Consider the following 24,943-nt stretch of genomic DNA (forward strand, 5'->3'; position numbering starts at 1 on the left):
CCGCCCGCGCCGATGCCGGCCTGAGGGCCGCGGGTTTCGGGCCCCGCGGGTGCCGGCGGGTGGTGCGGGCGGCGGCTTTCCGGGTGCGCCGCCCGCACCCCACGCGGGGCGCTGGTCCGAGGAAGTGGTGCGAGCAGCGGATTCCAGACGGTCGGCGGTTGCCTGCGCGGGCACCGGTTCGAGGGGTGCACGGAGTGCCGGGTGGCGGGTTACGGCTCACCCGGCATTGCGCACGTTGGAAGGTCTCTTACCTGGTCGGTGGGGTGTTGGATGGGCGGGAGGGAGCCGATCGAAGGGCGGGGCCGTGTTGCGGGTCGAGGCGAACCGGCGAGATTTCCTGCGGTGGCTGACGACGGCCGGAGCGGGGCTCGCCGCCGCCGGGGTCGCTCCCGCTGTCTTCGCGCAGGAAGCCGCGGCCGCCGGCCGCGAGGTGGTCGTGGTGACCGGGGCGACCGTCGTCGACGGCACCGATGGGCCGGCCCGGCCGGGCTCCGCCGTCGTGCTGGTCGGCGACCGGATCGCCTGGGTCGGGCCCGCCGCCGAGGTGCCGCGCTGCGGGAGCGCCCGGGTCGTCGACGGCCGCGGCCGCTACCTCGTGCCCGGCCTGTGGGACATGCACGCCCACGGCATCGACTACGAAGACCTGTGGCCGCCGCTGTTCCTGGCCAACGGCGTCACCGGCATCCGCGAAATGCAGGGGTACGAAGAAAACCGCGTGACCCGCGACAAGATCGCCTGCGGGGAGCTGCTCGGCCCGCGGGTCGTGCTGGCCAGCGCGATCATCGACGGCCCGGTGTCCCTGCTCGGCCCGCCGGTCACCAAGGTCGCGGACGCCGGGGAGGCGCGGACCGCGGTCCGGACCGCCGTCGCCCAGCGCTCGGACTTCGTCAAGGTGTACTTCTACCTGCCGAAGGACGCGTTCGCCGCGATCGCCGACGAGTGCCGGCGCCACGGCCTGCCGTTCGCCGGGCACTGGCCCTACCGGCTCCGCCAGCTCGACGCCGCCCGGGCCGGGCAGCGCAGCTTCGAGCACAACTTCGGGCTGCCGGTCGCCACGTCGAGCCGCCGGGACGAGTTCCTCGCCCGGCTCGACGCGACGCCGTTCGACCCGAAGGTCCCACGCGACTTCTTCAACCTGGCCCGCGAACTCGACCGGCAGGCCGCGCAGGCCTACGACCCGGCCACGGCGGCCCGCCACTTCGCGGGTCTCAACGCCTGCGGCAGCTGGCTGACCCCGACCTTCGCGGTCAACCGGGTCATCTCGCGGCCCGCCGACGCGTTCGCGCACGACCCGCGCCTCAAGTACGTCTCGCCGGACATCCGCGCCCTCTGGGCCGACCGGCTGCCGCTGTTCTCCCCGGCCACGCCGGAGCAGATCGCCCAGCAGGAGGCCTACTTCCAGGCGCAGCTGCAGCTCGTCGGCGAGGCGCACCGGGCCGGCGTCGGGATCCTCGGCGGGACCGACTGCCAGAACCCGTACGTCTTCCCGGGGTTCAGCCTGCACGACGAGCTCGACTTCCTGGTCGCGGCCGGGCTCGGCCCGCGCCGGGCGCTGCAGACGGTGACCCGGGACGCGGCCGCGTTCCTCGGCCGGGCGGACACCGCCGGGACGATCACCCCCGGCAAGGTCGCCGACCTGGTGCTCCTCGACGCCGACCCGCTCGCCGACATCCGCGCGGTCCGGCGGATCGACACCGTCGTCACCGCGGGCCGTGTCCTCGGCCGGGCCGCGCTCGACCGGATGCTCGCCGACGCCGAGGCCGCGGCGAACCAGCCGGTCGACGCGGCGAACGCCAGGTCAGTGCGCTTGCCGGTGCACGGCTGCTGCTGAGCGCCGGGTAATCTCGGCCGGTCGAAGACCTGGTTCGAGGGGGACGCGTTGCTGCTGACTGGGCGGAAGCCGGCGTGGTCTCTCTTGGTGCTCGAGGTCGCCGCCGTCGTCCTCGTCCTCGTGCTGAAGCGGTTCGACGGCCTCGACCTGGAGGTCTACCTGGGCGGCGCAAAAGCGCTGGCCGAGCAGGGCTCGCCGTACGACGCCTGGGTGCCGACCACGCACCAGATCCTCTTGCCGTTCACCTACACGCCGTTCGCCGCCGCGGTGTTCCTGCCCGGGACGCTGCTGCCGTTCACGGTGACGATGAAGCTGGTCAGCATCGCGTCGATCCTCGCGACCGGCGTCGTCGCCTACCTCTACGTCGCGACGCTCAACGGCTCGCTGACCGACGCCACGAAGGTCCGCGGCCGGGCGGTCGCCGCGCTGGTCGCCATCGGCGCGCAGCTCGCCGGCGCCCTGCTCGAGCCGGTGCGCTCGACGCTGGGCTTCGGCCAGATCAACGCGCTGCTCATGGTGCTGGTGGTGCTCGACGTCCTGCTGCCCGGCGAGCGGAAGCGGACGAAGGGCCTGCTGATCGGCGTGGCCGCGGCGATCAAGCTGACGCCGGCCGTGTTCGTCGTGTACTTCCTGTTCCGCCGCGACTTCCGCTCGGCCGCGCGGGTGGTCGCCGGGTTCGTGGTGGCCGGGGCACTGCTGTGGCTGGTCCGGCCGTCGGCGTCCGTCACGTACTGGACCAAGCTCGTCTTCGACGCGGGCCGCATCGGCGGCGTCGACTACGTCGGCAACCAGTCGCTGCACGGCCTGACCGTGCGCGCAGGACTGCCGGAGTTCGGGTGGGTGCTGGCGGCATTGGCGGTGATGGCCCTGGTCGCGGTGATCATCGCGCGCGCCGAGCCGGTGCTCGGGCTCACCGCCTGTGCGCTCGGCGGGCTGCTGGTTTCGCCGATCTCTTGGACCCACCACTGGACGTGGTGCGTGCCGGTCCTCGTCCTCGCCGGGTGGTACGCGTGGCGCTTCGACCGGGCGGTCCGGTGGGTGGCGGCCGCGGTTGTCGTCGCGGGACTGGTGTTGTTCATCGCCGGCCCGATGTGGTTCGCCCCGCGCCCGGCGCCGTCCGCGGGCTGGTGGCTCGCTACCGAGTCCTACGAACTGTTCGGCCTGCTTCTGCTGGTCGCCGCCGCCTACGCGGCCCGGCGACTGAACAGGGCGACCTTGCCCGCCACGGCGGGCAAGGTCGTCCACCAGGTCAGCTGAGCCGCTCGACCACGTACTCGATGGCCTGCGTGAGCTTCGAGACGTCGTCCGGGTCGATCGCCGGGAACAGGCCGACGCGCAGCTGGTTGCGGCCCAGCTTGCGGTACGGCTCGGTGTCGACGATCCCGTTGGCGCGCAGCACCTTCGCCACCGCGGCGGCGTCGACGTCGTCGGTGAAGTCCACCGTGCCGACGACCTGCGAGCGCAGCTCCGGGTCCTTCACGAACGGCGTGGTGTAGCTCGTCTTCTCGGCCCACTCGTACAGCCGCGACGAAGAGTCCTTCGTGCGCGTAGTCGTCCAGGCGAGGCCGCCCTGGCCGTTCATCCACTCGATCTGCTCGGCGAGCAGGAACAGCGTGGCCACGGCCGGCGTGTTGTACGTCTGGTCCTTGCGGGAGTTGTCCAGCGCGGTGGTCAGCGACAGGAACTCGGGGATCCAGCGGTCGCCGCCGCCGATCTCGCCGATCCGCTCGACGGCGGCCGGGGAGGCCAGCGCGATCCAGAGCCCGCCGTCCGCGGCGAAGGACTTCTGCGGCGCGAAGTAGTAGACGTCGAAGTCCTCGGCCTTGACCGGGAGGCCGCCGGCGCCGGAGGTGGCGTCGATCGCGACCAGTGCGCCCTCGCTGCCCTCAGGGCGGCGAACCGGCACGGCTACGCCGGTGGACGTCTCGTTGTGCGCCCAGCCGACCAGGTCGGCGCCGGCTTCGTAGGCGATGTCCGGCGCGCTGCCCGGCTCGGCCTTGACGACGATCGGGTCGGCCAGGAACGGCGCGCCCTTGGTCACGGTGGCGAACTTCGAGGAGAACTCGCCGTAGGTGAAGTGCTGCGCGCGCTCGCGGACCAGGCCGAACGCGGCCGCGTCCCAGAACGCCGTGGTGCCGCCGTTGCCGAGGATCACCTCGTAGCCCTCGGGCAGGGAGAACAGCTCGGACAGGCCGGCCCGGACGCGCCCGACGAGGGACTTGACCGGCTTCTGCCGGTGCGACGTGCCGAGGTAGGTGGAGCCGGACTCCGCCAGCGCACTCAGCTGCTCGGCGCGGACCTTCGACGGGCCGCAGCCGAAGCGGCCGTCGGCCGGCTTGAGGTCGGCGGGGATGGTCAACTCAGCGTCGGTCATGTGGCCAGTCTCTCAGGTCGGGACGCGGCTGGTAACAGTGGTCGGCCGGTGTCCGACATCTGGAATCGATGACTGATCGGCCTCGCTGGTACTTCTTCGCGTGGTTCGCCGTGCTGGCCGCGGCGCACCTCGCGATCGAAGGCTGGACGGACACAACGGCGATCGGGTTGCCGGTCGGCTTCGCGGCGACGCTGGTGCTGGTCTTCGTCCGCCGCCTGCCGTGGTGGGCGACCGGCGGTCCGCGCCCCGAGTCCTCGGGCGGCCGGAGGACGAAGGTGGCCGTCTTCGCCGGGCTGTGGCTCTTGGTGGCCGCCGCGATCGTCGCCGGGCTCGTCGAACACCCGCCGCACGGCGCCGACCTCGGGTACGCCGGGGCGTTCGTCGCGATGTTCCTCGGCGCTTCGGGGTACGGCCTGACCAGGCTGCTGCCGAAACGGCCGGTGACGCGGCGAGCGGTCCTGCGGCGGCGGCTGGCGTTCGCCACCACGGCGGTCTGGGCAACCGGAGTCTTCGTGCTCGCGGCCGAAGCCGCGGCCATCGTCGTCACCGGTGGCTGGCTGCCCTGGGTCCTGCCGGTGCCGGGCCTGGTCGCCGTGCTGGCGCTCGCCGGGTGGCGCGCGGACCTCGCCCTTCCCGCCCGGCACCTCGCGAGCGGCAGCTGGACGCCGGTCGCGGCCGCGGCGTTCGACGTGCGGGCGGGCGAGCCCGTCAACGGCTGGGGGGTGCTGCCCGGGGGCTGGCGGATCCGCTTCCACCTGCCCGCGGTGCCGGCCGACGTCGCCGCCGAGCTGGCCGGCCGGCGCCGGCTCTGGCTCGCCGGGTGGCCGTCGGAGCAGCTGGTCGTGGGCCTTCCGGACGGCGACAGCTACGCCGTCGGGCTCATGGGTCACCACCGCGGTGGGGGTAAAAACACGGTTACCGACGCGCCCGGCCGCCGGTAGCGTCACCGCCGTGACAACTGTGCAGCAGAGGTTTCCGGTGCCACCCGAAGTGCTGTGGAACGCGCTCCCGGCCGGGGTGGCGGCGATCGGCGGGAAACAACCGGTCTACGGGCCGCAGGGATTCGCCACCTGCCGCACCGGGATGTCGATCCTGAGCTGGGGCCAGCACGTCAACGTGACGGTGTCGTCCTCCGGCGGCGGTTCGACGCTCACCATCAGTACCGTGCTCAAGTTCGGTGTCTGGGACTGGGGCGAGGGCAAGCGCATCGCCAACCGGTTCGCCGCCGCCGTCGCCTACTCGGCGGGCACCGCCGCCCTGACCTGAGGGCCCCGCTCACCACCCTGGGGGTGTGAGCGGGGCCCGGTCTGCTCAGCGCCAGTCTTCGACGCCGCCGGGCACCGGCGCGGCCGGGTCGTACGGCGTGCGGGTGAAGATGAACGTCGCCAGGTCGAGGTGGGTGGCGACGCCCTCGGTGTTCCGGCCCACTTGGAGCGTCTCGCCGGCGTAGTAGCCGTCGAGGCCGACGTAGGTGTCCTTGTCGGTCTGGCGGAAGCGCGAGCTGCGGCCGGCGCCCTCGACCGGGGCGAGCAGCAGCCCGTCGCCCTGGAGGCGCAGGTGGTACGGCGTCGGACCCCAGTGCCAGAGCCCGGTCAGCGCCAGCAGCGCGGGGTCGGCGGGGGACGGCAGCCACTCGGCGGGCAGCCGCGGTTCGAGCTCGTCGGTCATGGTGATGAGGTCGAGGCAGAGCTGGGTGATGCCGACGCCGGCCGTCGAGTTGGTCAGCACGAGCGCGCCGGTCTGCGCGGCCGGGTCGACCAGCGTCACGGCCAGGAACCCCGGCATCGAGCCGGTGTGCCCGGCGAACCGGCGGCCCTGGTAGCGCACGAGCATCAGGCCGAGCCCGAACCCGGTCGTCCAGACGTCGGTGTCGTCGACGGTGACCATGGTCCGCATTTCCGCGACGGTCTCGGGGTCGAGCACGCCACCGGTCTCGCCGCCGAGGAACGCCGTCCAGCGGCCGAGGTCCCGCGCCGTCGACCACAGCTGCCCGGCGGGGGCCATCGCGCCCGCGTCCGGGCTCGGCTCCGGCAGCAGGACGTCGGCGAAGGGGTGCACGGCGAAGCCCTCGGCGTGCGCGCCGGCCGGGTGCGGTGTGGTGCGGTTCATCCCGAGCGGGCCGAGGATCTCTTCGTCGAGCACGGAGAGCCAGCCCTTGCCGCGGTGGCGGGCGAGGAGCTCGCCGAGGACGCCGTAGCCGACGTTCGAGTAGTGGAACCGCGCGCCCGGGCGGTGCTTGGTCGCGCCCTCGGCGAGGCTGCCCACCAGCGCGTCCCAGTCGGCGCCGGGCGTCCGCTCCCACCACAGGCCGGGTGATTCGGACGTCAGGCCGGCGGTGTGGGACAGCAGCTGGGCGACGGTGGCGGCGCCGAACGGCGTGCCGGGGACGTGCTTTTCGAGCGGGTCGTTCAGGTCGAGGAGGCCTTCGTCGCGCAGCCGCATGACGGCGGTGGCGACGAGCGTCTTGGTGATCGAGCCCAGCCGGTACTGGGTGTCGGTGCCGGGTTGCTGCTCGCCGACGCGTCCCCGGCCACCGGACCAGACGATCTCCCCGTCCCGCACGACGGCGGCGACCAGCGAGGGAGCCCGGCAGGCGGCCTGCTCGTGCGCGATCCGGCGGAGCAAGGCGTGTTCGGTCGAGGAGAGCATGGAGGCATTCTGCCGCGCTCGGCTCTCCGAGGCAGGTCCCGGCCCTCAGCCGAGCGTGCGGAAAGAGGCATCACGCGTGACTGGCGAGGCATCACGCGTGACTGGCGAGGCATCATGCGTGACTGGCGGGGCATCACCGCGATGCCCATGGAATCACGTGTGATGCCCCTCGGGTCACGCATGATGCCCCTCGGGTCACGGGTAATGCCCGGTTCAGCCGAGGAGGTTGCGGGCCATGGCCGTGGTGACCGCGGCCGTGCGGTCCGAGACGCCGAGCTTGCCGAACACTCGCAGCAGGTGGGTCTTCACCGTCGCTTCGCTGATGTGCAGCGCGCGGCCGATGTCGGCGTTCGTGCCGCCCTTCGCGACCAGCTGCAGCACCTCCACCTCGCGGGCGGACAGCGGCTGGGGTTCCGGGTTGCGGACCCGGTTGACCAGCTTGCCCGCCACCGACGGCGCGAGCACCGTCTCGCCGCGCGCCGCCGCGCGGATCGCGTTCGCCAGCTCCGCGCGGGACGCGTCCTTCAGCAGGTAGCCCGACGCGCCGGCTTCCACCGCGCGCAGGATGTCGGCGTCCGTCTCGTACGTCGTGAGCACGACGATCCGCCGTCCGGGCTGCTCGCGCAGGATCCGCTTGGTCGCGCCGACGCCGTCGAGACCGGGCATCCGCAGGTCCATCAGCACGACGTCGGGCCCGGCGACGCGGTCGAGCGCGACGGCTTCGTCGCCGGAGCCCGCTTCGCCGACGACCGTGAGGTCCGGTTCGGCTTCGAGCATGCCGCGGAGGCCTTCGCGGACGACGGGGTGGTCGTCGACGAGCATGACGCGGATCAAGCCGGCACCTCCAGGGTGAGTTCGGTGCCGCTGGGGCCACTCCGGACGCTCAGTGTGCCACCGACCTGCCCGGCCCGGGACCGCATGCCCCGCAGGCCGAACCCGGTGGCCCGGTCCGGGTCGAAGCCGGCGCCGTCGTCGCGCACCGAGAGCCGGACCGAACCGTCCACAGCGGACAGCCGCACCGACACCGCCGACGCGGCCGCGTGGCGCCGCACGTTGTTCAGCGCCTCCTGCGCGCCCCGCAGCAGGACCACTTCGCCCGCCATGCCGATCGGCGGGAGCACACCGTCCACTTCGTACCGGACCGGCACGCCCGTCTCGTCGGCCAGCCGGTCGGCCTGCCGCCGGACGGCGTCGACGAGCGAGCCGGTCGCGAGGTCCGCCGGGGCCAACGCGGCGACCATCGCGCGGGCTTCGGTCAGGTTTTCCCGTGCGGTGCGGGCGGCCAGCTCCGCGTGCCGCCGCGCCGCGGCCGGGTCGGTGTCCAATTCGGACTCGATGGCCTGCGCGAGGGTGACGATGCTGGTGAACCCCTGCGCGAGCGTGTCGTGGATCTCCCGCGCGAGCCGTTCGCGCTCGGCCGCGGTGCCCGCCTCCCGGGAGAGCCGGGCGACTTCCGCCTGGCTCTCCTCGAGCTGCGTGATCAGGTCGGCCCGCCCCCGGCTTTCCTCGACGACGTGCAGGATGAACTTCCCGGACAGCACGCCGAAGACGACGAGGATCGCGGTCATCGGCAGCAGGATGTGCAGGGCCGGCCCCTGCAGGCCTTCGTTGGCGATCGACGAAACGGGGCTCAGCAGGATCGCCACGGTGGTGATCACGGCAGCCGGCCGGAACTCGAGCGTCGAGAACACCAGCGGGCAGACCATGAAGAGGATGAAACTGGCCGTGGTGCTGGCGAACATCGCGACGGCGACCAGCACCAGGACGAGCAGCGCCAGTACCCACCGCTGCCGCACGTGCCCGTCGTCGCGCACCACCCGGCGTCCCCACAGCAGGTAGGTCAGCGCCAGCCCGGTGAGCGCCCCGACCGCGACCGCCGTGCGCACCGGATCGGATTCGTCCAGCACCACCAGCAGGGTCGTGGCCAGGTACGCCACCGCGAAGAGGATCTCCCAGAGCCAGTTGAACCGGTCCCAGGCGTCCTTCACCTCGTGTCGGTCCACCGGAAGGTCAGCCGCGCCAGCACCGCCCCCGCCACGCACCAGATCCCCAGCACCAGCGCCACCCGCGGAAGTTCCCATGTCCCGGCCATCTCCATCCTCACGGCGCCGTCCGGCAGGAACACCGACCGGAAACCCTGGCAGATCCACTTCAGCGGGAAGAACGACGCGATGTCCACCATAACTTTCGGCAGGTTCGTGATCGGCGAAACGAACACACCGGAGATGAACTGCAGCACCAGGTACAGCATCTGCACGACGGCGACGGCGCCGTTGGTGGACTTCGCGAGCGAGCTGACCGCGATCCCGAGCAGCGTGCATGAGACGATGCCGAGCGCGAAGACCCACAGCAGCGTCAGCCACTTCGCCGGGTCGGACGGCAGGTCCAGCCCGAACAGCAGGACGGCGACCCCGGCCATCAGCACCGTCTGGGCCAGGCTCGACACCGCGACCAGCACCATCTTGCCGATGAAGTACGACGCCGGCGGCATCGGCGTGCCCCGCAGGCGCTTGAGCGCCCCGGTCTCACGGTCGGCCGAGACGCCGGTCGCGATGCTGTTGAACGACGTCGACACGATGCCGGAGCCGATCATCCCGGCCGCCAGCAGCTGGCCGGACGTGACGCCGTCGAGTGCCGTCGGACCGTCCAGGATGGACCCGAGCAGGATCATCAGCACCGCGGGCAGGGAGAAGGTGAAGACCACCTGTTCCTTGTGGCGGAAGAACTGCCGCAGCTCGGTGCTGCCTCGGGCGAGCCCGAGGGACAGCGGGCCTGGAAGGTCCAGGGTGGTCATGCCTTGTCTCCGATCAGGTCGAGGTAGATGTCCTCCAGGCTCGGCCTGGTCACCGTCAGCCCGGCGAGCTCTCTACCCCCAGTAGAGAGCTCGGTGACGAGCTTGGTCGGGTACGCGGTCCGCTCGACGTGCTCACCGCGTTCGTCGGTCCAGCGCACGGTGGCCTCGGCGGCCGCCCGGCCCCCCAGGTTTTGCGGGGTGTCCTGGGCGACGATCTCGCCCCGCGCGATGACCGCGACGCGGTCGGCGAGCGCTTCGGCCTCGTCGAGGTAGTGGGTGGTCAGCAGGATGGTGGTGCCCTCGGCGGCGAGGTCGCCGATCAGCGTCCAGAACTGCCGCCGCGCCTCGGGGTCGAAGCCGGTGGTCGGCTCGTCGAGGAAGAGCAGCTCGGGGCGGCCGATGATGCCGAGCGCGACGTCGACGCGGCGGCGCTGCCCGCCGGAGAGCGACTTCACCCGCGTCCCGGCCTTCTCGGTGAGCCCGACCTTCTCGATCACTTCGTCGGGATCGCGGGGGCCGGGGTAGTACTTCGCGAAGTGCCGGACGATCTCGGCGACGCTCAACTCGGCGGCGTCGGTCGCCGTCTGCAGGACGATTCCGAGGCGGGCCCGCCAGGCGCGGCCGGCCTTGCCGGGGTCTTCGCCGAGCACGGCGACCTCACCGGCCGTCCGCTGCCGGTGGCCTTCGAGGATCTCGACGGTCGTCGTCTTGCCGGCGCCGTTCGGGCCGAGCAGGGAGAACACTTCGCCCTGGGCGATCTCCAGGTCCAGCCCGGCCACCGCGAGGTGACCGGGGTACTGCTTGCGCAGGCCGCGCACGCTGACTGCTGTGGTCATGGGTCCAGCCTGGCGGCTCGCGACGGCGGATCCGACCAACGGCCAGCTGAATCCGGCTGTCCATCGTTCGGTGGACACGAGCGGCTTGGTTTCCCGTGGAACCACAAAAACGCTGTCATACAAGCAAAAACCGAACATCCGGCGACGCGGAACCGCCGCGCGGGTGAACACTGCTGTTGACAAGTTGTCTAACATGACAGAATGTCTCACACGTGGGTGACCGCCAGTGACGGTGTCCGCCTCTCCGTCACCATCGAGGGCCGGAGCGACGGGCCCACGGTCGTGCTCGTGCACGGCTACCCGGACAACAGCTCGATGTGGGGCGGGGTAGCCGCCGAACTGGCCGGGAAACACCGCGTCGTCACCTACGACGTCCGCGGCGCGGGACAGTCGGACAAGCCGCCGGGACGCGCGTCCTACCGGCTGGACCAGCTGGCCGACGACCTGCGCGCCGTCGTCGAGGCGGTGCAGCCTGCCGGCAAGGTGCACCTCGTCGCCCACGACTGGGGCTCGATCCAGACCTGGCACGCCGTCACCGGCGACGGCCTGCGCGGGCGGATCGCCTCCTACACGTCCCTCTCGGGGCCGAGCCTCGACCACGCCGGCGCGTGGTTCCGCGCCCAGCTGAGCCGTCCGACGCCGAAGCGGCTCAAGAACGCGCTGAGTCAGTTCCTGCACTCGTGGTACATCCTCGCGTTCCAGGTGCCGTTCATCCCGGACCTGCTGTGGCGCACCGGTTTGCTGGGCAAGCAGATCCAGCGGATGGAACCGGACGCCGCGCCCCCGGAGAAGTCCGACGGCCTGCACGGCCTCGAGCTCTACCGCGCGAACATGTTCACCCGGTTGTCGCGCCCCGCGCCCCGTCCCGCCGACGTCCCGGTCCAGGTCCTGGCCCCGACCGGCGACGCCTACGTCACGACGCCGCTGCAGACCGAAGTCGCCAGGTGGGTCCCCGACCTGCGGATCCGCCGGATCGTCGGGACGCACTGGGTGACCCGGGCGAAGCCACAGGTAGTGGCCGCCGCGGCCGCCGAGCTGATCGAGTACGCCGAAACCGGCACCGAAAGCCGTGGCCTGCGCCGGGCCCGCGTCGACGCCGGGCCGTTCGCGCACAAGCTCGTCGTCGTCACCGGGGCGGGCAGCGGGATCGGCCGCGCCACCGCGCTCGCGTTCGCCGCTCGGGGCGCCGACGTCGTCATCACGGACATCGACGCATCGAGTGCTGCGGAAACCCTGAAGCTGCTGGGCGAGCGCGGACTCGCCGAGTACACAGTGGACTCGTCGGACGGCGAGGCCGTGCACCGCTTCGCCGAGCGGGTCCGCGCCGAGCACGGCGTCCCGGACATCGTGGTCAACAACGCGGGCATCGGGATGTCCGGCCCGTTCCTCGACACGTCGGTCGAGGACTGGGAACGCGTCATCGACGTCAACCTCTGGGGCGTGATCCACGGCTGCCGCGCGTTCGCGCCGATGCTCGCCGAACGCGGCGAAGGCGGCCAGATCGTCAACCTCGCCTCGGCCGCCGCCTACCTGCCGTCGAAGATCCTTTCCGCCTACGCCACCACGAAGTCGGCTGTGCTGACGTTGAGCAGCTGCCTGCGGGCCGAACTGGCTTCGGACCACATCGGCGTCACGGCGGTGTGCCCGGGCATCGTCAAGACCAACATCACCAACACGACGACGTTCGTCGGAGTGTCCGAAGAGGAGCAGCGACGACGTCAGGTCTCCAGCTCGAAGCTGTACGCCCGGCGCGGGTTCGGTCCCGAAGGTGTCGCGCGGGACATCCTGCGTGCCGTGGAAAAGGACATCGCGATCGCGCCGTCCACTCCGGAGGCGAAGGCCGCGCTGGTCCTTTCGCGACTGACGCCCGGCTTGCTCCGCAAGGCCGCGAAGCTGGACCTGACGCCGTGAGCCGACCGCGGCGGATGACGCCGCAGGCCCGCCGTGACGACCTGATCCGCGCCGCACTCGACCTGTTCGGCTCGCGGGCGCCGGAGCTGGTGACCGTGGACGACATCGTCGCGCGCGCCGAGGTGTCGCGGCCGTTGTTCTACCGGTACTTCTCGAGCCTGCGCGAGCTGCAGGTCGAGGCCCTGCGCACGGTCACCGACGGGCTGATCGACGGCCTGGCGGGGCTCGAGGAAGGGCCGCCCGAAACCCGGCTCCGAGCCGCCGTCCGTGGCTTGATCGACGTCGCCGACCACTACCGGGCGGGGTACATCGCGCTGCTGCGCGGCGGTTCGGTGATCGCGACGTCCGAAACCGACGCGGCGATCGACGAAGTCCGCAACCGGGCGGTGGCGCTGATCCTGGACGCCCTCGGCGTCTCCGAGCCGTCACCGCTGCTGTTGTTGACCCTGCGCTGCTGGACGGCGGTGGTCGAGGGCGCGCTGCTGAGCTGGCTCCAGGAACGCACGATCCCGCGCGAGGCCCTGGACACCTGGCTGGTCGACCAGCTCACGGCCATGCTCGGCACAACCGCCGCCCACGACCAAAGCCGCACTTTCACGTGAAAGTGATGTGGAGGATAATCCTCCGTATCACTTTCACGTGAAAGTGCGCGTGGGGGTCAGTGCTTGGTGACCAGTTCCCAGCCCTCGACGTCCTCGGGGGTGCGCGGCGCCGGGCCGACGTACTTGGCCGACGGCCGCACCAGGCGTCCGGTCCGCTTCTGCTCCAGGATGTGCGCGGCCCAGCCGGCGGTGCGGGCCGAACTGAACATCGCGGGCATCATGTGCGGCGGGACCTGCGCGAAGTCCAGGATGACCGCGGCCCAGAACTCGACGTTGGTCTCGATCGGGTGATCCGGACGCCGCTCGCGCAGCTCCTTCAGCGCCGCCTGCTCCAGCGCGGCGGCCGCCTCGTAGCGGGTCGCGCCGAGCTCCTGGCAGGTCCGGCGCAGCACGCGCGCCCGCGGGTCCTCGGCGCGGTAGACGCGGTGACCGAAGCCCATCAGGCGTTCCTTGCGGTCGAGGATGCCCTTGACCAGGCCCTCGGGGTCGCCGGTGCGCTCGACCTCTTCGATCATCGGCAGCACGCGCGCCGGGGCACCACCGTGCAGCGGACCCGACATCGCGCCGATGGCGCCGGACATGGCCGCCGCGACGTCCGCGCCGGTGGAGGCGATGACCCGGGCGGTGAAGGTCGACGCGTTGAGGCCGTGCTCGGCGGCCGACACCCAGTAGGCGTCCAGAGCCTTGACGTGGGCGGGGTCCGGCTCGCCGCGCCAGCGGATGAGGAACCGCTCGGTGATCGAGTGGGCCTCGTCGACGCGGGTCTGCGGCACGGCGGGCTGCCCGACGCCGCGGGCCGACTGCGCGACGTAGGACAGCGCCATCACCGAGGCGCGGGCCAGCTGCTCGCGGGCCTCTTCGTCGGTGATGTCGAGCAGCGGGCGGTAGCCCCAGATCGGCGCGAGCATGGCCAGCGCGGCCTGGACGTCCACCCGGACGTCGCCGGTGTGCACCGGCAGCGGGAACGGCTCAGCGGGCGGGAGGCCGTGGCCGAACCGGCCGTCCACGAGGAGGCCCCACACATCACCGAAGGTCACCTTGCCGGCGAGGTCTTCGATGTCGACGCCGCGGTAGCGCAGCGCACCGCCGTCCCGGTCGGGTTCGGCGATTTCGGTGCGGAAGGCGACAACGCCTTCCAGACCCGGTCGGAAGCCGTCGTCGGGTTGGCCGGACGGCTGTGGCTTGCTGATCGTGGAGGTAGTCACTGTTTCGCGGAACCTTTCGGTGCGCTTTTTTCCCCGGCTGGGTGGTGCTGGTCGCGCGGTTGGAGAGAGCGCACGGAACGCGCGCCACATCGCACGGATGGATAGACCTTGCTCCCTCCACCGGCCACTGGCAATCGAAAGATGCGGTGGTTTCGGTCACGATTACGAGAACGATTCAGTCACCGAAGCCCGCGGACCGGAGAATTTTTCGCCACGCAGTGTGACGAAGCCCAGGTAAATCCTGTGTTTCCGATCCGGGCGCTGCCGTGTTTCGGGTGATAGACCTAGCGGATGCACCTCAGCCCGCAGGAGCGCGACAAGCTGCTCATCCACGTGGCGGCGGACGTCGCGCGGAAGCGGCTGGACCGCGGCGTCCGGCTCAACTACCCCGAGGCGGTCGCGCTGATCACCGACCACGTCCTCGAAGGCGCCCGCGACGGGCGCACGGTCAGCGAGCTGGTCTCCAGCGGGCGCTCCGTGCTCTCCCGGGCGCAGGTGCTGGACGGCGTGCCCGAGATGGTCGACTCCGTGCAGGTCGAGGCCACTTTCCCGGACGGCACGAAGCTCGTCACCGTGCACGACCCGATCGTGTGAGGAGCAGCGGCATGCACCCTGGCGAGATCATCCCCGGCGAGGAGCCGGTCGAGCTGAACCCCGGCCGCCCGCGCGTCCGGCTCCTGGTTCGCAACCTCGGCGACCGGCCGGTGCAGGTCGGCTCGCACTACCACTTCGCGGCCGTGAACCCGGGCCTCGAATTCGACCGCGACGCCGCCCGCGGCCACCGGCTCGACGTGCCGGCCGGGACGTCGGTGCGGTTCGAACCCGGCGTGGAACGGGAAGTCGATCTCGTTCCCCTGGCCGGCGCGCGCCGGGTGCCGGGCCTGCGGTCCGAATTTGCGGGGGACTTCTGAAATGGCGCAGATCGATCGTGAGCGCTACGCCGAACTGTTCGGCCCGACCACCGGCGACCGGATCCGGCTCGCCGACACCGATCTGCTGATCGAGGTCACCGAGGACCGCTCGATGGGGCCCGGCGGCTCCGGCGACGAGGTGCTCTTCGGCGGCGGCAAGGTCATCCGCGAATCGATGGGCCAGGGCACGGCGACCCGGGCGGAAGGCGCGCCGGACCTGATCATCACCGGCGCGGTGATCCTCGACCACTGGGGCGTCGTCAAGGCCGACGTCGGCGTGCGCGACGGCCGGATCGTCGGCATCGGCAAGGCGGGCAACCCGGACACGATGGACGGCGTCGACGCAGGCCTGGTCATCGGGCCGTCCACCGAAGTGCTGTCCGGCAACGGCAAGATCCTCACCGCGGGCGGCATCGACTGCCACGTGCACTTCATCTGCCCGCAGCTCGTCGACACGGCACTCGCGTCCGGGCTGACCACTTTGGTCGGTGGCGGCACCGGGCCCAACGAGGGCACGAAGGCCACCACGGTCACGCCCGGCGCGTGGAACCTCGGCCGGATGCTGTCCGCGATGGACGGTTACCCGGTCAACGTCCTGTTGCTGGGCAAGGGGAACACCGTCCGGCCCGAGGCGCTGCGCGAGCAGCTGGCGGCGGGTGCGGGCGGGTTCAAGCTCCACGAGGACTGGGGCACCACCCCCGCCGCGATCGACGCCTGCTTGACCGTGGCCGACGAAGCCGGCGTGCAGGTGGCCATCCATACGGACACCTTGAACGAGGCGGGTTTTCTGGAGTCCACTGTGGACGCCATCGGCGGCCGCTCGATCAACGCCTACCACACCGAAGGGGCCGGCGGCGGGCACGCGCCGGACATCATCCAGGTCGTCTCGCTGCCGAACGTGCTGCCGTCGTCGACCAACCCGACCCGCCCGCACACGGCCAACACCCTCGACGAGCACCTCGACATGCTGGTGGTCTGCCACCACCTCAACCCGTCGGTGCCCGAGGACCTCGCCTTCGCCGAGAGCCGGATCCGGCCGACCACGATCGCGGCCGAGGACGTCCTGCACGACATGGGCGCGATCTCGATGATGAGCTCCGATTCGCAGGCGATGGGCCGGATCGGCGAGGTGATCATCCGGACCTGGCAGACCGCGCACGTGATGAAACGCCGCCGCGGCGCACTGCCCGGCGACGGCGCGGCGGACAACCTGCGCGCGCGTCGTTATGTCGCCAAATACACGATCAACCCGGCCATCGCGCACGGCATGGAGACCGAAATCGGCTCGGTCGAGGTCGGCAAGCTCGCCGATCTCGTCCTGTGGGAGCCGAAGTTCTTCGGCGTCCGCCCGCACGTGGTGCTGAAGGGCGGCTTCCCGGCGTGGGCGGCGATGGGCGACGCGAACGCGTCCATCCCGACCCCGCAGCCGGTGCTCGCGCGGCCGATGTTCGGCGCGTCCATCGGGGCCGCGCTGAGCCTGCACTTCGTCGCGCCGTCCGCTTTGGACAGTGGGTTGCGCGAGAAGTTCGGCATCACGCGGCCGCTGGTCGCGGTGTCGGACATGCGGGCGCGAACCAAGGCGGACATGGTGCTCAACGACGTCACGCCGGACGTCCGCGTCGAGCCGGACAGCTTCGCGGTGCACGTCGACGGCGAGCTGATCGAACCGCAGCCGGTGACGGAACTGCCGATGGCGCAAAGGTACTTCTTGTTTTGATGGAGCTACTCTGATGGATCTCTCGGCGCTGATCCTCGCGGACTCCCGCTTCCCCGGCGGCGGTCACGTCCACAGTGGCGGGTTGGAGGAGGTGGTCGCACGGAAACTGGTGACGTCCGTGCGCGATCTCCCGGGGTTCCTTTCCGGACGGTTGCGGACGGCGGGATTCCTGGCGGCGGTTTTTGCTGCTGCCTCGGCTCATGCGGCGGTCACTCAGGGCAATTGGTCACTTTTGGACAGTGAGCTGGATGCCCGCACTCCGTCGCTCGCGCAGCGCGAGGCCTCCCGGGCGCAAGGCCGCGGGACCGCCCGGGCCGGGCGAATCGCTTGGCCTTCTCCTGTCCTGGAAGGGCTGCTGACCGAGACGCCGCGGCCGCACCACCCGATCGTGCTGGGTGCGCTGGTCGGCGTCGCGGGCGGTTCGCCGTACGACGCGGCGATGGCTGTCGCCTATCTGTCGGTGAGCGGGCCGGCGAGCGCGGTCGTGCGGCTGCTGGGGCTGGATCCCTTTGCGGTCAACGCGGTGGTGGCGCGACTGGATCTTGCGTCCGTCTGTTCGGAAGCGGCCGCCGTGGCGGGGGACGACCCGGCGTCGCTGCCGTCGCCGGGATCGCCGGCATTGGATTTGTTCGCCGAGGCCCACGCCCGGCACCACCAGGAAGAGGTGCGTCTCTTTGCCAGCTGAACACGGACACGGGCACGGACACGTCCACCCGGTCAACTTCGACCCGACGGCCGCCGAACCCGACCACTACGACCCGGCGCCCGCCGCGGGCCGCGCCTACCGGATCGGCATCGGCGGCCCGGTCGGCTCCGGCAAGACGGCGCTGACCGCGGCGCTCTGCCGCGCGCTGGGCGACGAGATCCGGCTCGCCGTGGTCACCAACGACATCTACACGACCGAGGACGCGGACTTCCTGCGCCGCGCGGGAGTGCTCGACCCGGAACGGATCGAGGCGGTGCAGACCGGCGCCTGCCCGCACACGGCGATCCGCGACGACATCACCGCGAACCTCGACGCCGTCGAGCGGCTGGAGGAGAAGTTCCCCGGCCTCGACCTGGTGATCATCGAGAGCGGCGGCGACAACCTGACGGCGGTGTTCAGCCGCGGCCTGGCGGACAGCCAGATCTTCGTGGTCGACGTCGCGGGCGGCGACAAGGTGCCGCGCAAGGGCGGTCCCGGCGTCACGACGGCGGACCTGCTGGTGATCAACAAGATCGACATCGCCCACCTGGTCGGCGCGGACATGGCCGTGATGACGTCGGACGCGCACCGGATGCGGGGCTCGCTGCCGGTGATCACCCAGTCCCTTGTGGATACTCCGGACGCCCCCGCGGTCGCCGGCTGGGTCCGTTCCCTGCTGTGAAGGCTCACGCGCGGCTGACGGCGTGCTTCGACGGCTCGCGCACGGTGTTGCGGGAGCTGAGTTCGATGGCGCCGTTGACGTTGTTCCCGCGCCGGCGCTCGGGTTCGACGGCGGTGGTGCACTTGGTGAACTCGGCCACGTCTCCGCTGGGCGGCGACGACCTGCGGCTCACGGTGCGGGTCGGTCCGGGTGCCTCCCTCCGGTTGTCGGGGGTGGCGGCTACGTTGGCTTTGCCGGGCCTGCACGGAGAGTCCTCCTTGTCCACTGTGGACGTTGTCGTGGAGGACGGCGGGTCGCTGGAGTACCTGCCGGAGCCGACGGTGATCACCGCGCGGGCCCGGCACCGTGCGGTTTTCCGGGCTGCGCTGGCTTCGGATGCCTACCTGCACACGCGGGAGGTGCTGGTGCTGGGGCGGGCGGGGGAGAGTCCGGGTTCTCTGGTGACCACGTTGGACGTGGTCCGGGACGGGGCTCCGGTGCTCCGGCAGACGCTTCCGGTGGGGGATGCGGGCTTGGACGGGAGCTTGGCCGTGCTGGCGGGCCGCCGGGTGCTGGTCACGGACCTGGAGGTCGGCGGGCCCGAGCTCCCGGCGGCCTCGGGTGAGTGGTGGTCCCGCAGCCCCCTCGCCGCGGGCGGCACCCTCACGACTTCCCTGGCCCCGGACGCCGTTACCGCGCTGCGGCCGTTCTGAGCAGCCCCCGTTTTCCACGCTACCGGGAGGGACCGACAGTTTCGGGTGGCCGGCCGCTCGCCGGGGAGGACCCCCGGCGAGCGGAACCGTCAGAACTTCGTGCCCAGCCAGGTCATCGCCGCCGGGCCGCCGATCGACACCCCGCCGATGTGCTCCAGCAGCGGGAACTCCTGCCACGTCACCTTCGCGCCCAGGGACTTCCAGCGGTCGCGCAACGCCGTTCCGACGCTGAACGGGATCAGCTCGTCCAGCGTCCCGTGGTACAGGTACACCGGCGGCTTCGGGGCCGTCGTGCCCAGGTAGTTCTCCGCCAGGCGGGCCTGCCAGTGCGGCTCGTGGATCGGGTCCGGCACCGTCACGAAGTCGGCCAGGTGCGCGAACGGCGCCGCCGCGCCCAGTTCGATCGTGCACGCCTTCGACACGCGTGCCACCGCCTCGCGGCCGCGGTCGTTCAGGATCGACGCGAACGGCACGTCGGGGTACGCCGCCGCCATGCCGGTCGCTGCGCCGAGGACCAGGCCGAACGCCGCGCCGCCGTCGTTGGACGCGAACACCGCGTTCAGGTCCGCCGGGACCCCGCCGGCCGCCACCCCGACGACGTTCAGCGAAGGCGCGTACGTGCCCTGCAGCTCGGCCGCCCACGCCGCGGCCTGACCGCCCTGCGAGTAGCCGAACACGCCCACCGGACCGGACGGGGACAGCCCCGCGCCGCTCACCTGGGACGCGGCCCGCGCCGCGTCGAGCACCGCGCGGCCCTCGGACTGGCCGACCGCGTACGTGTGTGGTCCCGGGGTGCCGAGACCTTCGTAGTCGGTGACGACGACGGCCCAGCCCTGCGACAACGCCTGGGCCAGCAGCGCGCTTTCGTTCTCGATGCCGTGGGCCAGCAGGTTCGACGGCGCGCACTGGTCGCCGAGGCCGTGCGTCCCCACCGCGTACGTGATCAGCGGCCGAGGGCCGCCGCGCAGCCACGGCGTCGGCGGCACCAGCAGCGTGCCGGAGACGGCGTTCGGCGCACCGGTTGCCGACGTCGAGCGATAGCGGAGGTGCCAGGCTTTGACCGGCGCCGGGAAGGGCCCGACGAACACCGTCGTCGGCTGTTGTTCCAGGAGGACGCCCGGGTCCGCGTGGGCCGAGGGGGCGGCTGTCACGAAAAGGAGCGCGACGGCGACCAATAACCGACGAAGCATCGTTGCCTCCGGTTGTGTGGTAATCGAGGTTTTCACAATTTAGCCAGCCCGGTAGGATCCGGCAATCCCTCAGAAGGAGGAGACAACCGTTGGCTCGCACGTACGGCGGAGTCGCACCCGAACAACGTCGCGCCGACCGCCGCGAGCGGCTGCTCACGGCCGGTCTCGAGCTGTTCACCTCCACCGGTTTCCGGCTCACGAAGATCACCGAGATGTGCGCCCGGGCCGGGGTGTCGACGCGGAACTTCTACGAGGAGTTCACCGGCAAGGAGGACGTGCTGCGCACCCTCCACGACCGGATCAACAGCCTCGCGCTCGAGCACGTCACCGCCGCGCTCGACAAGGTCGCCGAAGCCGATGCCGTGACCCGCATCGCCACGCTGCTCGACGTCTTCATCGACACGGTCACCGTGGACCCCCGGCTGCCGCGGCTGAACTACGTCGAAGCGGTCGGCGTCAGCGCGGAGCTGGAGGAGCAGCACCAGGTGTGGGTCGACCGCTGGGCGACCTTCATCGAGACCGAGGCGCGGCGGGCGGCCGAGCACGGCGCCGCGCCCGATCGCGACTACCGCCTGACGGCGATCGCCCTGGTCGGCGCGGCCACCGGCCTGCTGCGCGAGTGGCAGGCGCACGAGCCGCCGCTGCCGGTGGAGGACGTCGGCGCGGAGCTGCGCGCGCTGATGCTGGCGGCCATCCTGCGGCCGGAAAAAATCTTGGCGGTTCCCGGCAACCCCGGCGCTGCCTCCGGCGTGGAAGAGTCAAGCCGGGTGGGGGAGCAGGGGGGAGCCCGGCGAACGTGAGGGCCCTTTCCCGGCTGCGGACGCCGGGAAAGGGCCCTCACGGACCCTACGGGGTCCGGACCGACGGCAGGCCGAGCGCGACCGGGCCGGTCGTCTGGCACACGTCGTGGCAGGTGTTGTCGAGCGTGCAGCACAGCGAGCAGATCGGCCCGTCCTGCTTCGCGCAGTCGGCGACGTCCGGCAGCTCGTACGGGTCACCGCAGACCGAGCAGGTGTGCGTGGCCCGCAGGTCGACGTCGGTGTCCGGGCCGGCGACCGTGTTCGGCCGCGCCAGGTAGTACCTGCCCCGCGTCGCGACGGCCAGCGCCGGGACCCCCGCGATGGCGATGACCAGGGCGAGCAATGGGCTGAACGCGGCCAGGAACGGTCCGAACGCGCCGAAGTACGCGGCGATCGACACCGCCGACGCGACCACCATCGAGCCGAAGCCGACCGGGTTGATCTTGTGCAGGTAGGCCCGCTTGAACTCGATGTAGCGCGGTGAGAGGCCGAGCGGCTTGGCGATCACCAGGTCGGCGCAGACGGCGCCGATCCACGCGATCGCGACGTTCGAGTAGAAGCCGAGGATCTTGTTCAGGAAGCCGAACGCGCCGAACTCCATCAGCGCGAGCGCGATCCCGCAGTTGACCAGCACGTACCAGACCCGGCCGGGGTGGCGGTGCAGCACGCGGGAGAAGAAGTTCGCGAACGACAGCGAGCCGGAGTAGGCGTTCGTTGTGTTGATCTTGATCTGCGAGACGACGACGAACAGCGCGGCGAACGTCAGCGCCACCGGCCCGAGCGCCGGTTTCACCGCTTCGAGGTACGGCGCGATCGGCTCCAGCGCGTGCGTCTTCCCGACGACGCCGAGCGCGAGGAACGCCAGCAGTGCGCCGCCGATCTGCTTCGCGGCCCCGAGGATCACCCAGCCGGGCCCGGCGGCGAGCACCGCGGCCCACCACGACCGCTTGTTCTCGGCGGTCTTCTCGGGCATGAACCGCAGGTAGTCGGCCTGCTCCCCGATCTGCCCGATCAGCGACAGCGCCACCCCCATGCCAAGGCCGAAGCCGATCGCGGAGAACCCGGCGCCGGCCCCTTCGGTACCCCCGAAGTGGGTGAATTCGGCGAACTTGCCCGGTTCCCGGACCAGGACGACGACGAACGGCAGCACCAGCCCGGCGATCCACAGCGGCTGCGTCCAGGTCTGCATCTTCGCGACCGCGCCCATGCCGTAGAGCGCGAACGGCAGCACGATCAGCGTGGCGAGGAGGTAGCCGATGGGCAGCGGGATGCCGAGGGCGAGCTCGAAGGCCTGCCCCATGATCGAGCCTTCGAGGGAGAAGAAGATGACGGTGAAGCTCGCGTAGACGAGCGACGTCAGCGTCGACCCGAAGTAGCCGAAGCCGGCTCCGCGGGTGAGGAGGTCCATGTCCACTCCGGACTTCGCGCAGGCGGCCGCGATGGGCACGCCGGTCACGAAGATGACGACGGCCGCGGCGAGGATCGCGAGGACCCCGGACGTGAAGCCGTAGGAGAGGACGATGCTGGCGCCGATCGCGAAGTCGGCGAGGTAGGCGATGCCGCCCAGCGCCGTCGTCGCAACCACGAACGGGGACCATTTCCGGAACGAATGAGCGGCGAAGCGCAGTGAGTAGTCCTCGCGGTTTTCGTTCGCCGCGAGCGGGGCGTACCGGCGTTTCGGCTCGGCGCTTTCTTCGGCTTCTTCGGCGTTGGACAGGGTCTCGGTCATGCCTGCCTCCGGGGGTGGGTGGGGAACGGGCCGAAGGTAGGTGCGTGCTGTATCGATCCTGGTCCGGCAGGTAACGCGGGAGTTACGGCTTGTTGTCCTGCGGTTACGGGCGGCGGGTGGCGGGTGTCACCGTTCAGTGGGTTCCGCCGCAGCTCGGAAGGCCCTAACGTGCCTAGAGCCGAAGTCGACTGATGCCCCGACCGGGCGTGGAGGTTTGGCGATGATGCCGGAGATCGAGGACCAGGTGGAAGACGCCGTAGTACGCCTTCCCGGAATGCGCGTCGCCTACGACGGCGCCGCGTTCGACGAATCCGCTCTCGCCGCCACCTGGACGGATCAGCTGCAGGGCTGGCTGAACCAGGCGGTCGCGGCGGGCATCGCGGAACCGAACGCCATGGTGCTCGCCACCGCCGACGCCGAGGGCCGCCCCTCGTCCCGCACGGTGCTGTGCAAGGGCCTCGACGACCGGGGCGTCGTGTTCTACACGAACTACACGTCCACGAAGAGCCACGACCTGACGGCGACCCGGTACGCGTCGGTGACGTTCCCGTGGTACGCGCTGCACCGCCAGGTCCACGTCCGCGGCGAGGTCGAGAAGGTCGGGGTCAAGGAGACGGCGGAGTACTGGGCCCAGCGCCCCCGCGGCTCCCAGCTGGGGGCCTGGGCGTCCCCGCAGTCCCGGGTCGTCGACGGACGGCGCGCGCTGGACAATGCACTGCACGGGATCGAGCGGCGCTTCGCGGACGTCGAGCAGATCCCGGCGCCGCCGCACTGGGGCGGGTGGCGGATCCGCCCGGACACGGTCGAGTTCTGGCAGGGCCGCGAGGACCGGATGCACGACCGGCTGCGGTACATGCGGAACGACGACGGGTGGAACATCGAGCGCGTCGCCCCCTGATTCAAGCGCCCCAATGTGGCGTTGGTTGCGTCCAACGCACCGAACGCCACATTGGGTGCGCTGGACGCACCGAACGCCACATTGGGGCGCTCGGCCGGGCGAGGTAAATCACCTGCGCCGAGATACTTAGCCCGGCTAAGCTGATGTGTCGTGACTGGTGAACCGGGGACCTTGCCGCCCCGCTCGGGCATTCGCAAGGTCCTCGGCCGCATCATCGTGGACACGCGGCCGCTGAAGATCCCCGCCTTCCGGCGGCTCTGGTTGTCCACTGTGGTCACCGCCGTCGGGACCCAGCTGACCGCCGTGGCCGTGCCCAAGCAGGTCTTCGACCTCACCGGGTCCTCCGCCTACGTCGGCCTCACCGGGCTCGTCGCCCTCGTCCCCCTCCTGATCTTCGGGCTCTGGGGCGGTGCCGTCGCCGATGCCGTCGATCGGCGGAAGCTGCTCTTCGTCACCAACGTCGGCGTCGCGATCACCTCCGCGCTCCTCTGGCTGCAGGCCTTCGCGAACTTCGGCTCCGTCTGGCTCGTCCTCGGCCTGCTGGCCGCCAACCAGGCCTTCTTCGCGATCAACATGCCCACCCGCGGTGCCGTCGTCGCGCGGCTCGTGCCCGCCGAGCTGCTGCCGTCGGCCAACGCCCTCAACAGCACCATGTCCACCTTCGGCGCCGTCTTCGGGCCGCTGCTCGCCGGGGCGCTGATCCCCGTCCTCGGCCTCTCCACCCTCTACCTGATCGACGTCGTCGCCCTGACGATCACCCTCATCGCCGTCTGGCGGCTGCCGTCGATCCCGCCGCTCAACGGCCCGTCGCGCCGCGCGGGCGTCCGTGACGTCGTCGACGGCTTCCGGTACCTCGCCGGGCAGAAGGTCCTGCTGGCCTCCTTCGTCGTCGACATCATCGCGATGGTCTTCGGGATGCCGCGGGCGCTGATCCCGGAGATGGCCGAGCGCACCTTCGGTGATCCGCCCGGCGGCGGGCCCGCGCTCGGCTGGCTCTACGCCGCCCTGCCGTTGGGCGCGATGCTGATCGGGCTCTTCTCCGGCTGGCTGACGCGCATCCACCGCCAGGGTGTCGCCGTCGTCGTCGCGATCTGCGCGTGGGGTGCCGCGGTGGCCGCGTTCGGGCTCGCGCACTCGCTGTGGCTCGCCGTCGTCTTCATGGCGCTGGCCGGCGCCGCGGACATGGTCAGCGCCGTCTACCGGATGGCGATCCTGCAGGTCGCGACCACCGACGAGATGCGCGGACGGCTCCAGGGCGTCTTCACGGTCGTGGTCGCCGGCGGTCCCCGGATCGCCGACGTCACCCACGGCTGGGGCGCCGCCTCGTTCGGCACCGCGGCCGCGGCGAGCGTCGGCGGGCTGCTGGTCATCGTGCTGGTCTGCGCGTCGATGTTCCTGCTCCCGGCCTTCTGGCGATACCGGGCCCCCACGACGTAG

25 protein-coding genes are annotated in these 24,943 nt (G+C 71.3%); 15 read left to right on the forward strand and 10 right to left on the reverse strand.

What is annotated here, in order from left to right; all coding sequences use genetic code 11:
• Window positions 1-304 precede the first annotated feature (304 nt).
• The gene (locus tag Q5425_RS20155; protein WP_308673789.1) at window positions 305-1,831 is read left to right on the forward strand and encodes an amidohydrolase family protein; all 1,527 of its coding nucleotides are present in this window, start codon (window positions 305-307) and stop codon (window positions 1,829-1,831) included.
• An 84-nt stretch (window positions 1,832-1,915) separates the two neighbouring features.
• Window positions 1,916-3,088, forward strand: a complete 1,173-nt coding sequence (locus Q5425_RS20160) for a glycosyltransferase 87 family protein (RefSeq protein WP_308673966.1) — start codon at window positions 1,916-1,918, stop codon at window positions 3,086-3,088.
• On the opposite strand, the gene serC is transcribed toward Q5425_RS20160, so the two are convergent.
• Window positions 3,081-4,205 carry a phosphoserine transaminase gene (serC, locus tag Q5425_RS20165; RefSeq protein WP_308673790.1) on the reverse strand — a complete coding sequence of 375 codons (1,125 nt, stop codon included), beginning with the start codon at window positions 4,203-4,205 and terminating at the stop codon, window positions 3,081-3,083. The genes Q5425_RS20160 and serC overlap by 8 nt on opposite strands.
• Before the next feature lie 68 nt (window positions 4,206-4,273).
• Here serC and Q5425_RS20170 point away from each other — a divergent pair, with 68 nt between their 5' ends.
• Both Q5425_RS20170 and Q5425_RS20175 read left to right on the forward strand, forming a co-directional pair.
• Window positions 4,274-5,146 carry a hypothetical protein gene (locus Q5425_RS20170; protein ID WP_308673791.1) on the forward strand — a complete coding sequence of 291 codons (873 nt, stop codon included), beginning with the start codon at window positions 4,274-4,276 and terminating at the stop codon, window positions 5,144-5,146.
• A 10-nt stretch (window positions 5,147-5,156) separates the two neighbouring features.
• On the forward strand, window positions 5,157-5,471 hold the full coding sequence (locus Q5425_RS20175) for a hypothetical protein (protein ID WP_308673792.1): 315 nt from the start codon (window positions 5,157-5,159) through the stop codon (window positions 5,469-5,471).
• 45 nt (window positions 5,472-5,516) lie between these two features.
• Here the strand turns inward: Q5425_RS20175 and Q5425_RS20180 are convergent, their stop codons facing one another.
• From Q5425_RS20180 to Q5425_RS20200, 5 genes are all read right to left on the reverse strand, one after another.
• Complete coding sequence (locus tag Q5425_RS20180; protein ID WP_308673793.1) at window positions 5,517-6,854, reverse strand: serine hydrolase domain-containing protein; 1,338 nt, start codon at window positions 6,852-6,854, stop codon at window positions 5,517-5,519.
• Between the two features lie 213 nt (window positions 6,855-7,067).
• A complete protein-coding gene (locus tag Q5425_RS20185; protein WP_308673794.1) occupies window positions 7,068-7,688 on the reverse strand; it encodes a response regulator transcription factor in 621 nt (206 codons plus the stop codon).
• Window positions 7,685-8,842 (reverse strand): sensor histidine kinase, encoded by a 1,158-nt coding sequence (locus Q5425_RS20190; RefSeq protein ID WP_308673967.1) that lies wholly within the window; start codon window positions 8,840-8,842, stop codon window positions 7,685-7,687. Before Q5425_RS20190 ends, Q5425_RS20185 begins: the two co-directional genes overlap by 4 nt.
• Window positions 8,839-9,648 carry an ABC transporter permease gene (locus Q5425_RS20195; RefSeq protein WP_308673795.1) on the reverse strand — a complete coding sequence of 270 codons (810 nt, stop codon included), beginning with the start codon at window positions 9,646-9,648 and terminating at the stop codon, window positions 8,839-8,841. The genes Q5425_RS20190 and Q5425_RS20195 overlap by 4 nt, the downstream gene beginning before the upstream one ends.
• Window positions 9,645-10,484: an ABC transporter ATP-binding protein gene (locus Q5425_RS20200; RefSeq protein WP_308673796.1), complete on the reverse strand. Its 840-nt coding sequence runs from the start codon at window positions 10,482-10,484 to the stop codon at window positions 9,645-9,647. The genes Q5425_RS20195 and Q5425_RS20200 overlap by 4 nt, the downstream gene beginning before the upstream one ends.
• 216 nt (window positions 10,485-10,700) lie before the next feature.
• Between Q5425_RS20200 and Q5425_RS20205 the strand changes: the two genes are divergently transcribed.
• Both Q5425_RS20205 and Q5425_RS20210 read left to right on the forward strand, forming a co-directional pair.
• A complete protein-coding gene (locus Q5425_RS20205) occupies window positions 10,701-12,395 on the forward strand; it encodes an SDR family oxidoreductase (protein ID WP_308673968.1) in 1,695 nt (564 codons plus the stop codon).
• Between the two features lie 14 nt (window positions 12,396-12,409).
• Window positions 12,410-12,997, forward strand: coding sequence for a TetR/AcrR family transcriptional regulator (locus Q5425_RS20210; protein ID WP_308673969.1), 588 nt, complete (start codon window positions 12,410-12,412; stop codon window positions 12,995-12,997).
• A 56-nt stretch (window positions 12,998-13,053) separates the two neighbouring features.
• On the opposite strand, the gene Q5425_RS20215 is transcribed toward Q5425_RS20210, so the two are convergent.
• A complete protein-coding gene (locus Q5425_RS20215; RefSeq protein ID WP_308673797.1) occupies window positions 13,054-14,202 on the reverse strand; it encodes a citrate synthase 2 in 1,149 nt (382 codons plus the stop codon).
• 291 nt (window positions 14,203-14,493) lie between these two features.
• Here Q5425_RS20215 and Q5425_RS20220 point away from each other — a divergent pair, with 291 nt between their 5' ends.
• The 5 genes from Q5425_RS20220 to ureG are packed head-to-tail and all read left to right on the forward strand — an operon-like array spanning window position 14,494 to window position 18,197.
• Window positions 14,494-14,796: an urease subunit gamma gene (locus tag Q5425_RS20220; protein ID WP_308673798.1), complete on the forward strand. Its 303-nt coding sequence runs from the start codon at window positions 14,494-14,496 to the stop codon at window positions 14,794-14,796.
• An 11-nt stretch (window positions 14,797-14,807) separates the two neighbouring features.
• Entirely contained in the window at window positions 14,808-15,113 is a 306-nt protein-coding gene (locus Q5425_RS20225; protein ID WP_308673799.1) for an urease subunit beta, read from the forward strand.
• A 1-nt stretch (window position 15,114) separates the two neighbouring features.
• Window positions 15,115-16,830, forward strand: a complete 1,716-nt coding sequence (locus Q5425_RS20230; RefSeq protein ID WP_308673800.1) for an urease subunit alpha — start codon at window positions 15,115-15,117, stop codon at window positions 16,828-16,830.
• A gap of 13 nt (window positions 16,831-16,843) precedes the next feature.
• Window positions 16,844-17,515: an urease accessory UreF family protein gene (locus Q5425_RS20235; RefSeq protein WP_308673801.1), complete on the forward strand. Its 672-nt coding sequence runs from the start codon at window positions 16,844-16,846 to the stop codon at window positions 17,513-17,515.
• On the forward strand, window positions 17,505-18,197 hold the full coding sequence (ureG, locus tag Q5425_RS20240; RefSeq protein ID WP_308673802.1) for an urease accessory protein UreG: 693 nt from the start codon (window positions 17,505-17,507) through the stop codon (window positions 18,195-18,197). The genes Q5425_RS20235 and ureG overlap by 11 nt, the downstream gene beginning before the upstream one ends.
• Before the next feature lie 4 nt (window positions 18,198-18,201).
• Here the strand turns inward: ureG and Q5425_RS20245 are convergent, their stop codons facing one another.
• On the reverse strand, window positions 18,202-18,336 hold the full coding sequence (locus Q5425_RS20245) for a hypothetical protein (RefSeq protein WP_308673803.1): 135 nt from the start codon (window positions 18,334-18,336) through the stop codon (window positions 18,202-18,204).
• Between Q5425_RS20245 and Q5425_RS20250 the strand changes: the two genes are divergently transcribed.
• Complete coding sequence (locus Q5425_RS20250; RefSeq protein WP_308673804.1) at window positions 18,323-18,889, forward strand: urease accessory protein UreD; 567 nt, start codon at window positions 18,323-18,325, stop codon at window positions 18,887-18,889. The two genes, Q5425_RS20245 and Q5425_RS20250, sit on opposite strands and share 14 nt — an antisense overlap.
• Window positions 18,890-18,978: 89 nt before the next feature.
• On the opposite strand, the gene Q5425_RS20255 is transcribed toward Q5425_RS20250, so the two are convergent.
• Entirely contained in the window at window positions 18,979-20,079 is a 1,101-nt protein-coding gene (locus tag Q5425_RS20255; protein WP_308673805.1) for a lipase family protein, read from the reverse strand.
• Between the two features lie 89 nt (window positions 20,080-20,168).
• On the opposite strand from Q5425_RS20255, the gene Q5425_RS20260 reads away from it, so the two are divergent.
• Window positions 20,169-20,879, forward strand: coding sequence for a TetR/AcrR family transcriptional regulator (locus Q5425_RS20260; protein WP_308673806.1), 711 nt, complete (start codon window positions 20,169-20,171; stop codon window positions 20,877-20,879).
• 46 nt (window positions 20,880-20,925) lie between these two features.
• Here Q5425_RS20260 and Q5425_RS20265 read toward each other — a convergent pair whose 3' ends face one another.
• A complete protein-coding gene (locus Q5425_RS20265; RefSeq protein ID WP_308673807.1) occupies window positions 20,926-22,608 on the reverse strand; it encodes a hypothetical protein in 1,683 nt (560 codons plus the stop codon).
• Between the two features lie 220 nt (window positions 22,609-22,828).
• Here Q5425_RS20265 and pdxH point away from each other — a divergent pair, with 220 nt between their 5' ends.
• Both pdxH and Q5425_RS20275 read left to right on the forward strand, forming a co-directional pair.
• Entirely contained in the window at window positions 22,829-23,506 is a 678-nt protein-coding gene (gene pdxH / locus Q5425_RS20270) for a pyridoxamine 5'-phosphate oxidase (RefSeq protein ID WP_308673808.1), read from the forward strand.
• A gap of 171 nt (window positions 23,507-23,677) precedes the next feature.
• Window positions 23,678-24,943: an MFS transporter gene (locus tag Q5425_RS20275; RefSeq protein WP_396135201.1), complete on the forward strand. Its 1,266-nt coding sequence runs from the start codon at window positions 23,678-23,680 to the stop codon at window positions 24,941-24,943.

The sequence above is a fragment of the Amycolatopsis sp. A133 genome, from assembly GCF_031082405.1.
GTDB lineage: Bacteria > Actinomycetota > Actinomycetes > Mycobacteriales > Pseudonocardiaceae > Amycolatopsis.

Excerpts from the sequence above, each read along its gene's own strand:
- serC (WP_308673790.1), bottom strand. The coding sequence starts at position 4,205 with ATGACCGACGCTGAGTTGACCATCCCCGCCGACCTCAAGCCGGCCGAC.
- Q5425_RS20170 (WP_308673791.1), top strand. The coding sequence starts at position 4,274 with ATGACTGATCGGCCTCGCTGGTACTTCTTCGCGTGGTTCGCCGTGCTG.
- Q5425_RS20180 (WP_308673793.1), bottom strand. The coding sequence starts at position 6,854 with ATGCTCTCCTCGACCGAACACGCCTTGCTCCGCCGGATCGCGCACGAG.
- Q5425_RS20195 (WP_308673795.1), bottom strand. The coding sequence starts at position 9,648 with ATGACCACCCTGGACCTTCCAGGCCCGCTGTCCCTCGGGCTCGCCCGA.
- Q5425_RS20200 (WP_308673796.1), bottom strand. The coding sequence starts at position 10,484 with ATGACCACAGCAGTCAGCGTGCGCGGCCTGCGCAAGCAGTACCCCGGT.
- Q5425_RS20210 (WP_308673969.1), top strand. The coding sequence starts at position 12,410 with ATGACGCCGCAGGCCCGCCGTGACGACCTGATCCGCGCCGCACTCGAC.
- Q5425_RS20220 (WP_308673798.1), top strand. The coding sequence starts at position 14,494 with ATGCACCTCAGCCCGCAGGAGCGCGACAAGCTGCTCATCCACGTGGCG.
- Q5425_RS20225 (WP_308673799.1), top strand. The coding sequence starts at position 14,808 with ATGCACCCTGGCGAGATCATCCCCGGCGAGGAGCCGGTCGAGCTGAAC.
- Q5425_RS20230 (WP_308673800.1), top strand. The coding sequence starts at position 15,115 with ATGGCGCAGATCGATCGTGAGCGCTACGCCGAACTGTTCGGCCCGACC.
- Q5425_RS20235 (WP_308673801.1), top strand. The coding sequence starts at position 16,844 with ATGGATCTCTCGGCGCTGATCCTCGCGGACTCCCGCTTCCCCGGCGGC.
- Q5425_RS20255 (WP_308673805.1), bottom strand. The coding sequence starts at position 20,079 with ATGCTTCGTCGGTTATTGGTCGCCGTCGCGCTCCTTTTCGTGACAGCC.
- Q5425_RS20265 (WP_308673807.1), bottom strand. The coding sequence starts at position 22,608 with ATGACCGAGACCCTGTCCAACGCCGAAGAAGCCGAAGAAAGCGCCGAG.
- pdxH (WP_308673808.1), top strand. The coding sequence starts at position 22,829 with ATGATGCCGGAGATCGAGGACCAGGTGGAAGACGCCGTAGTACGCCTT.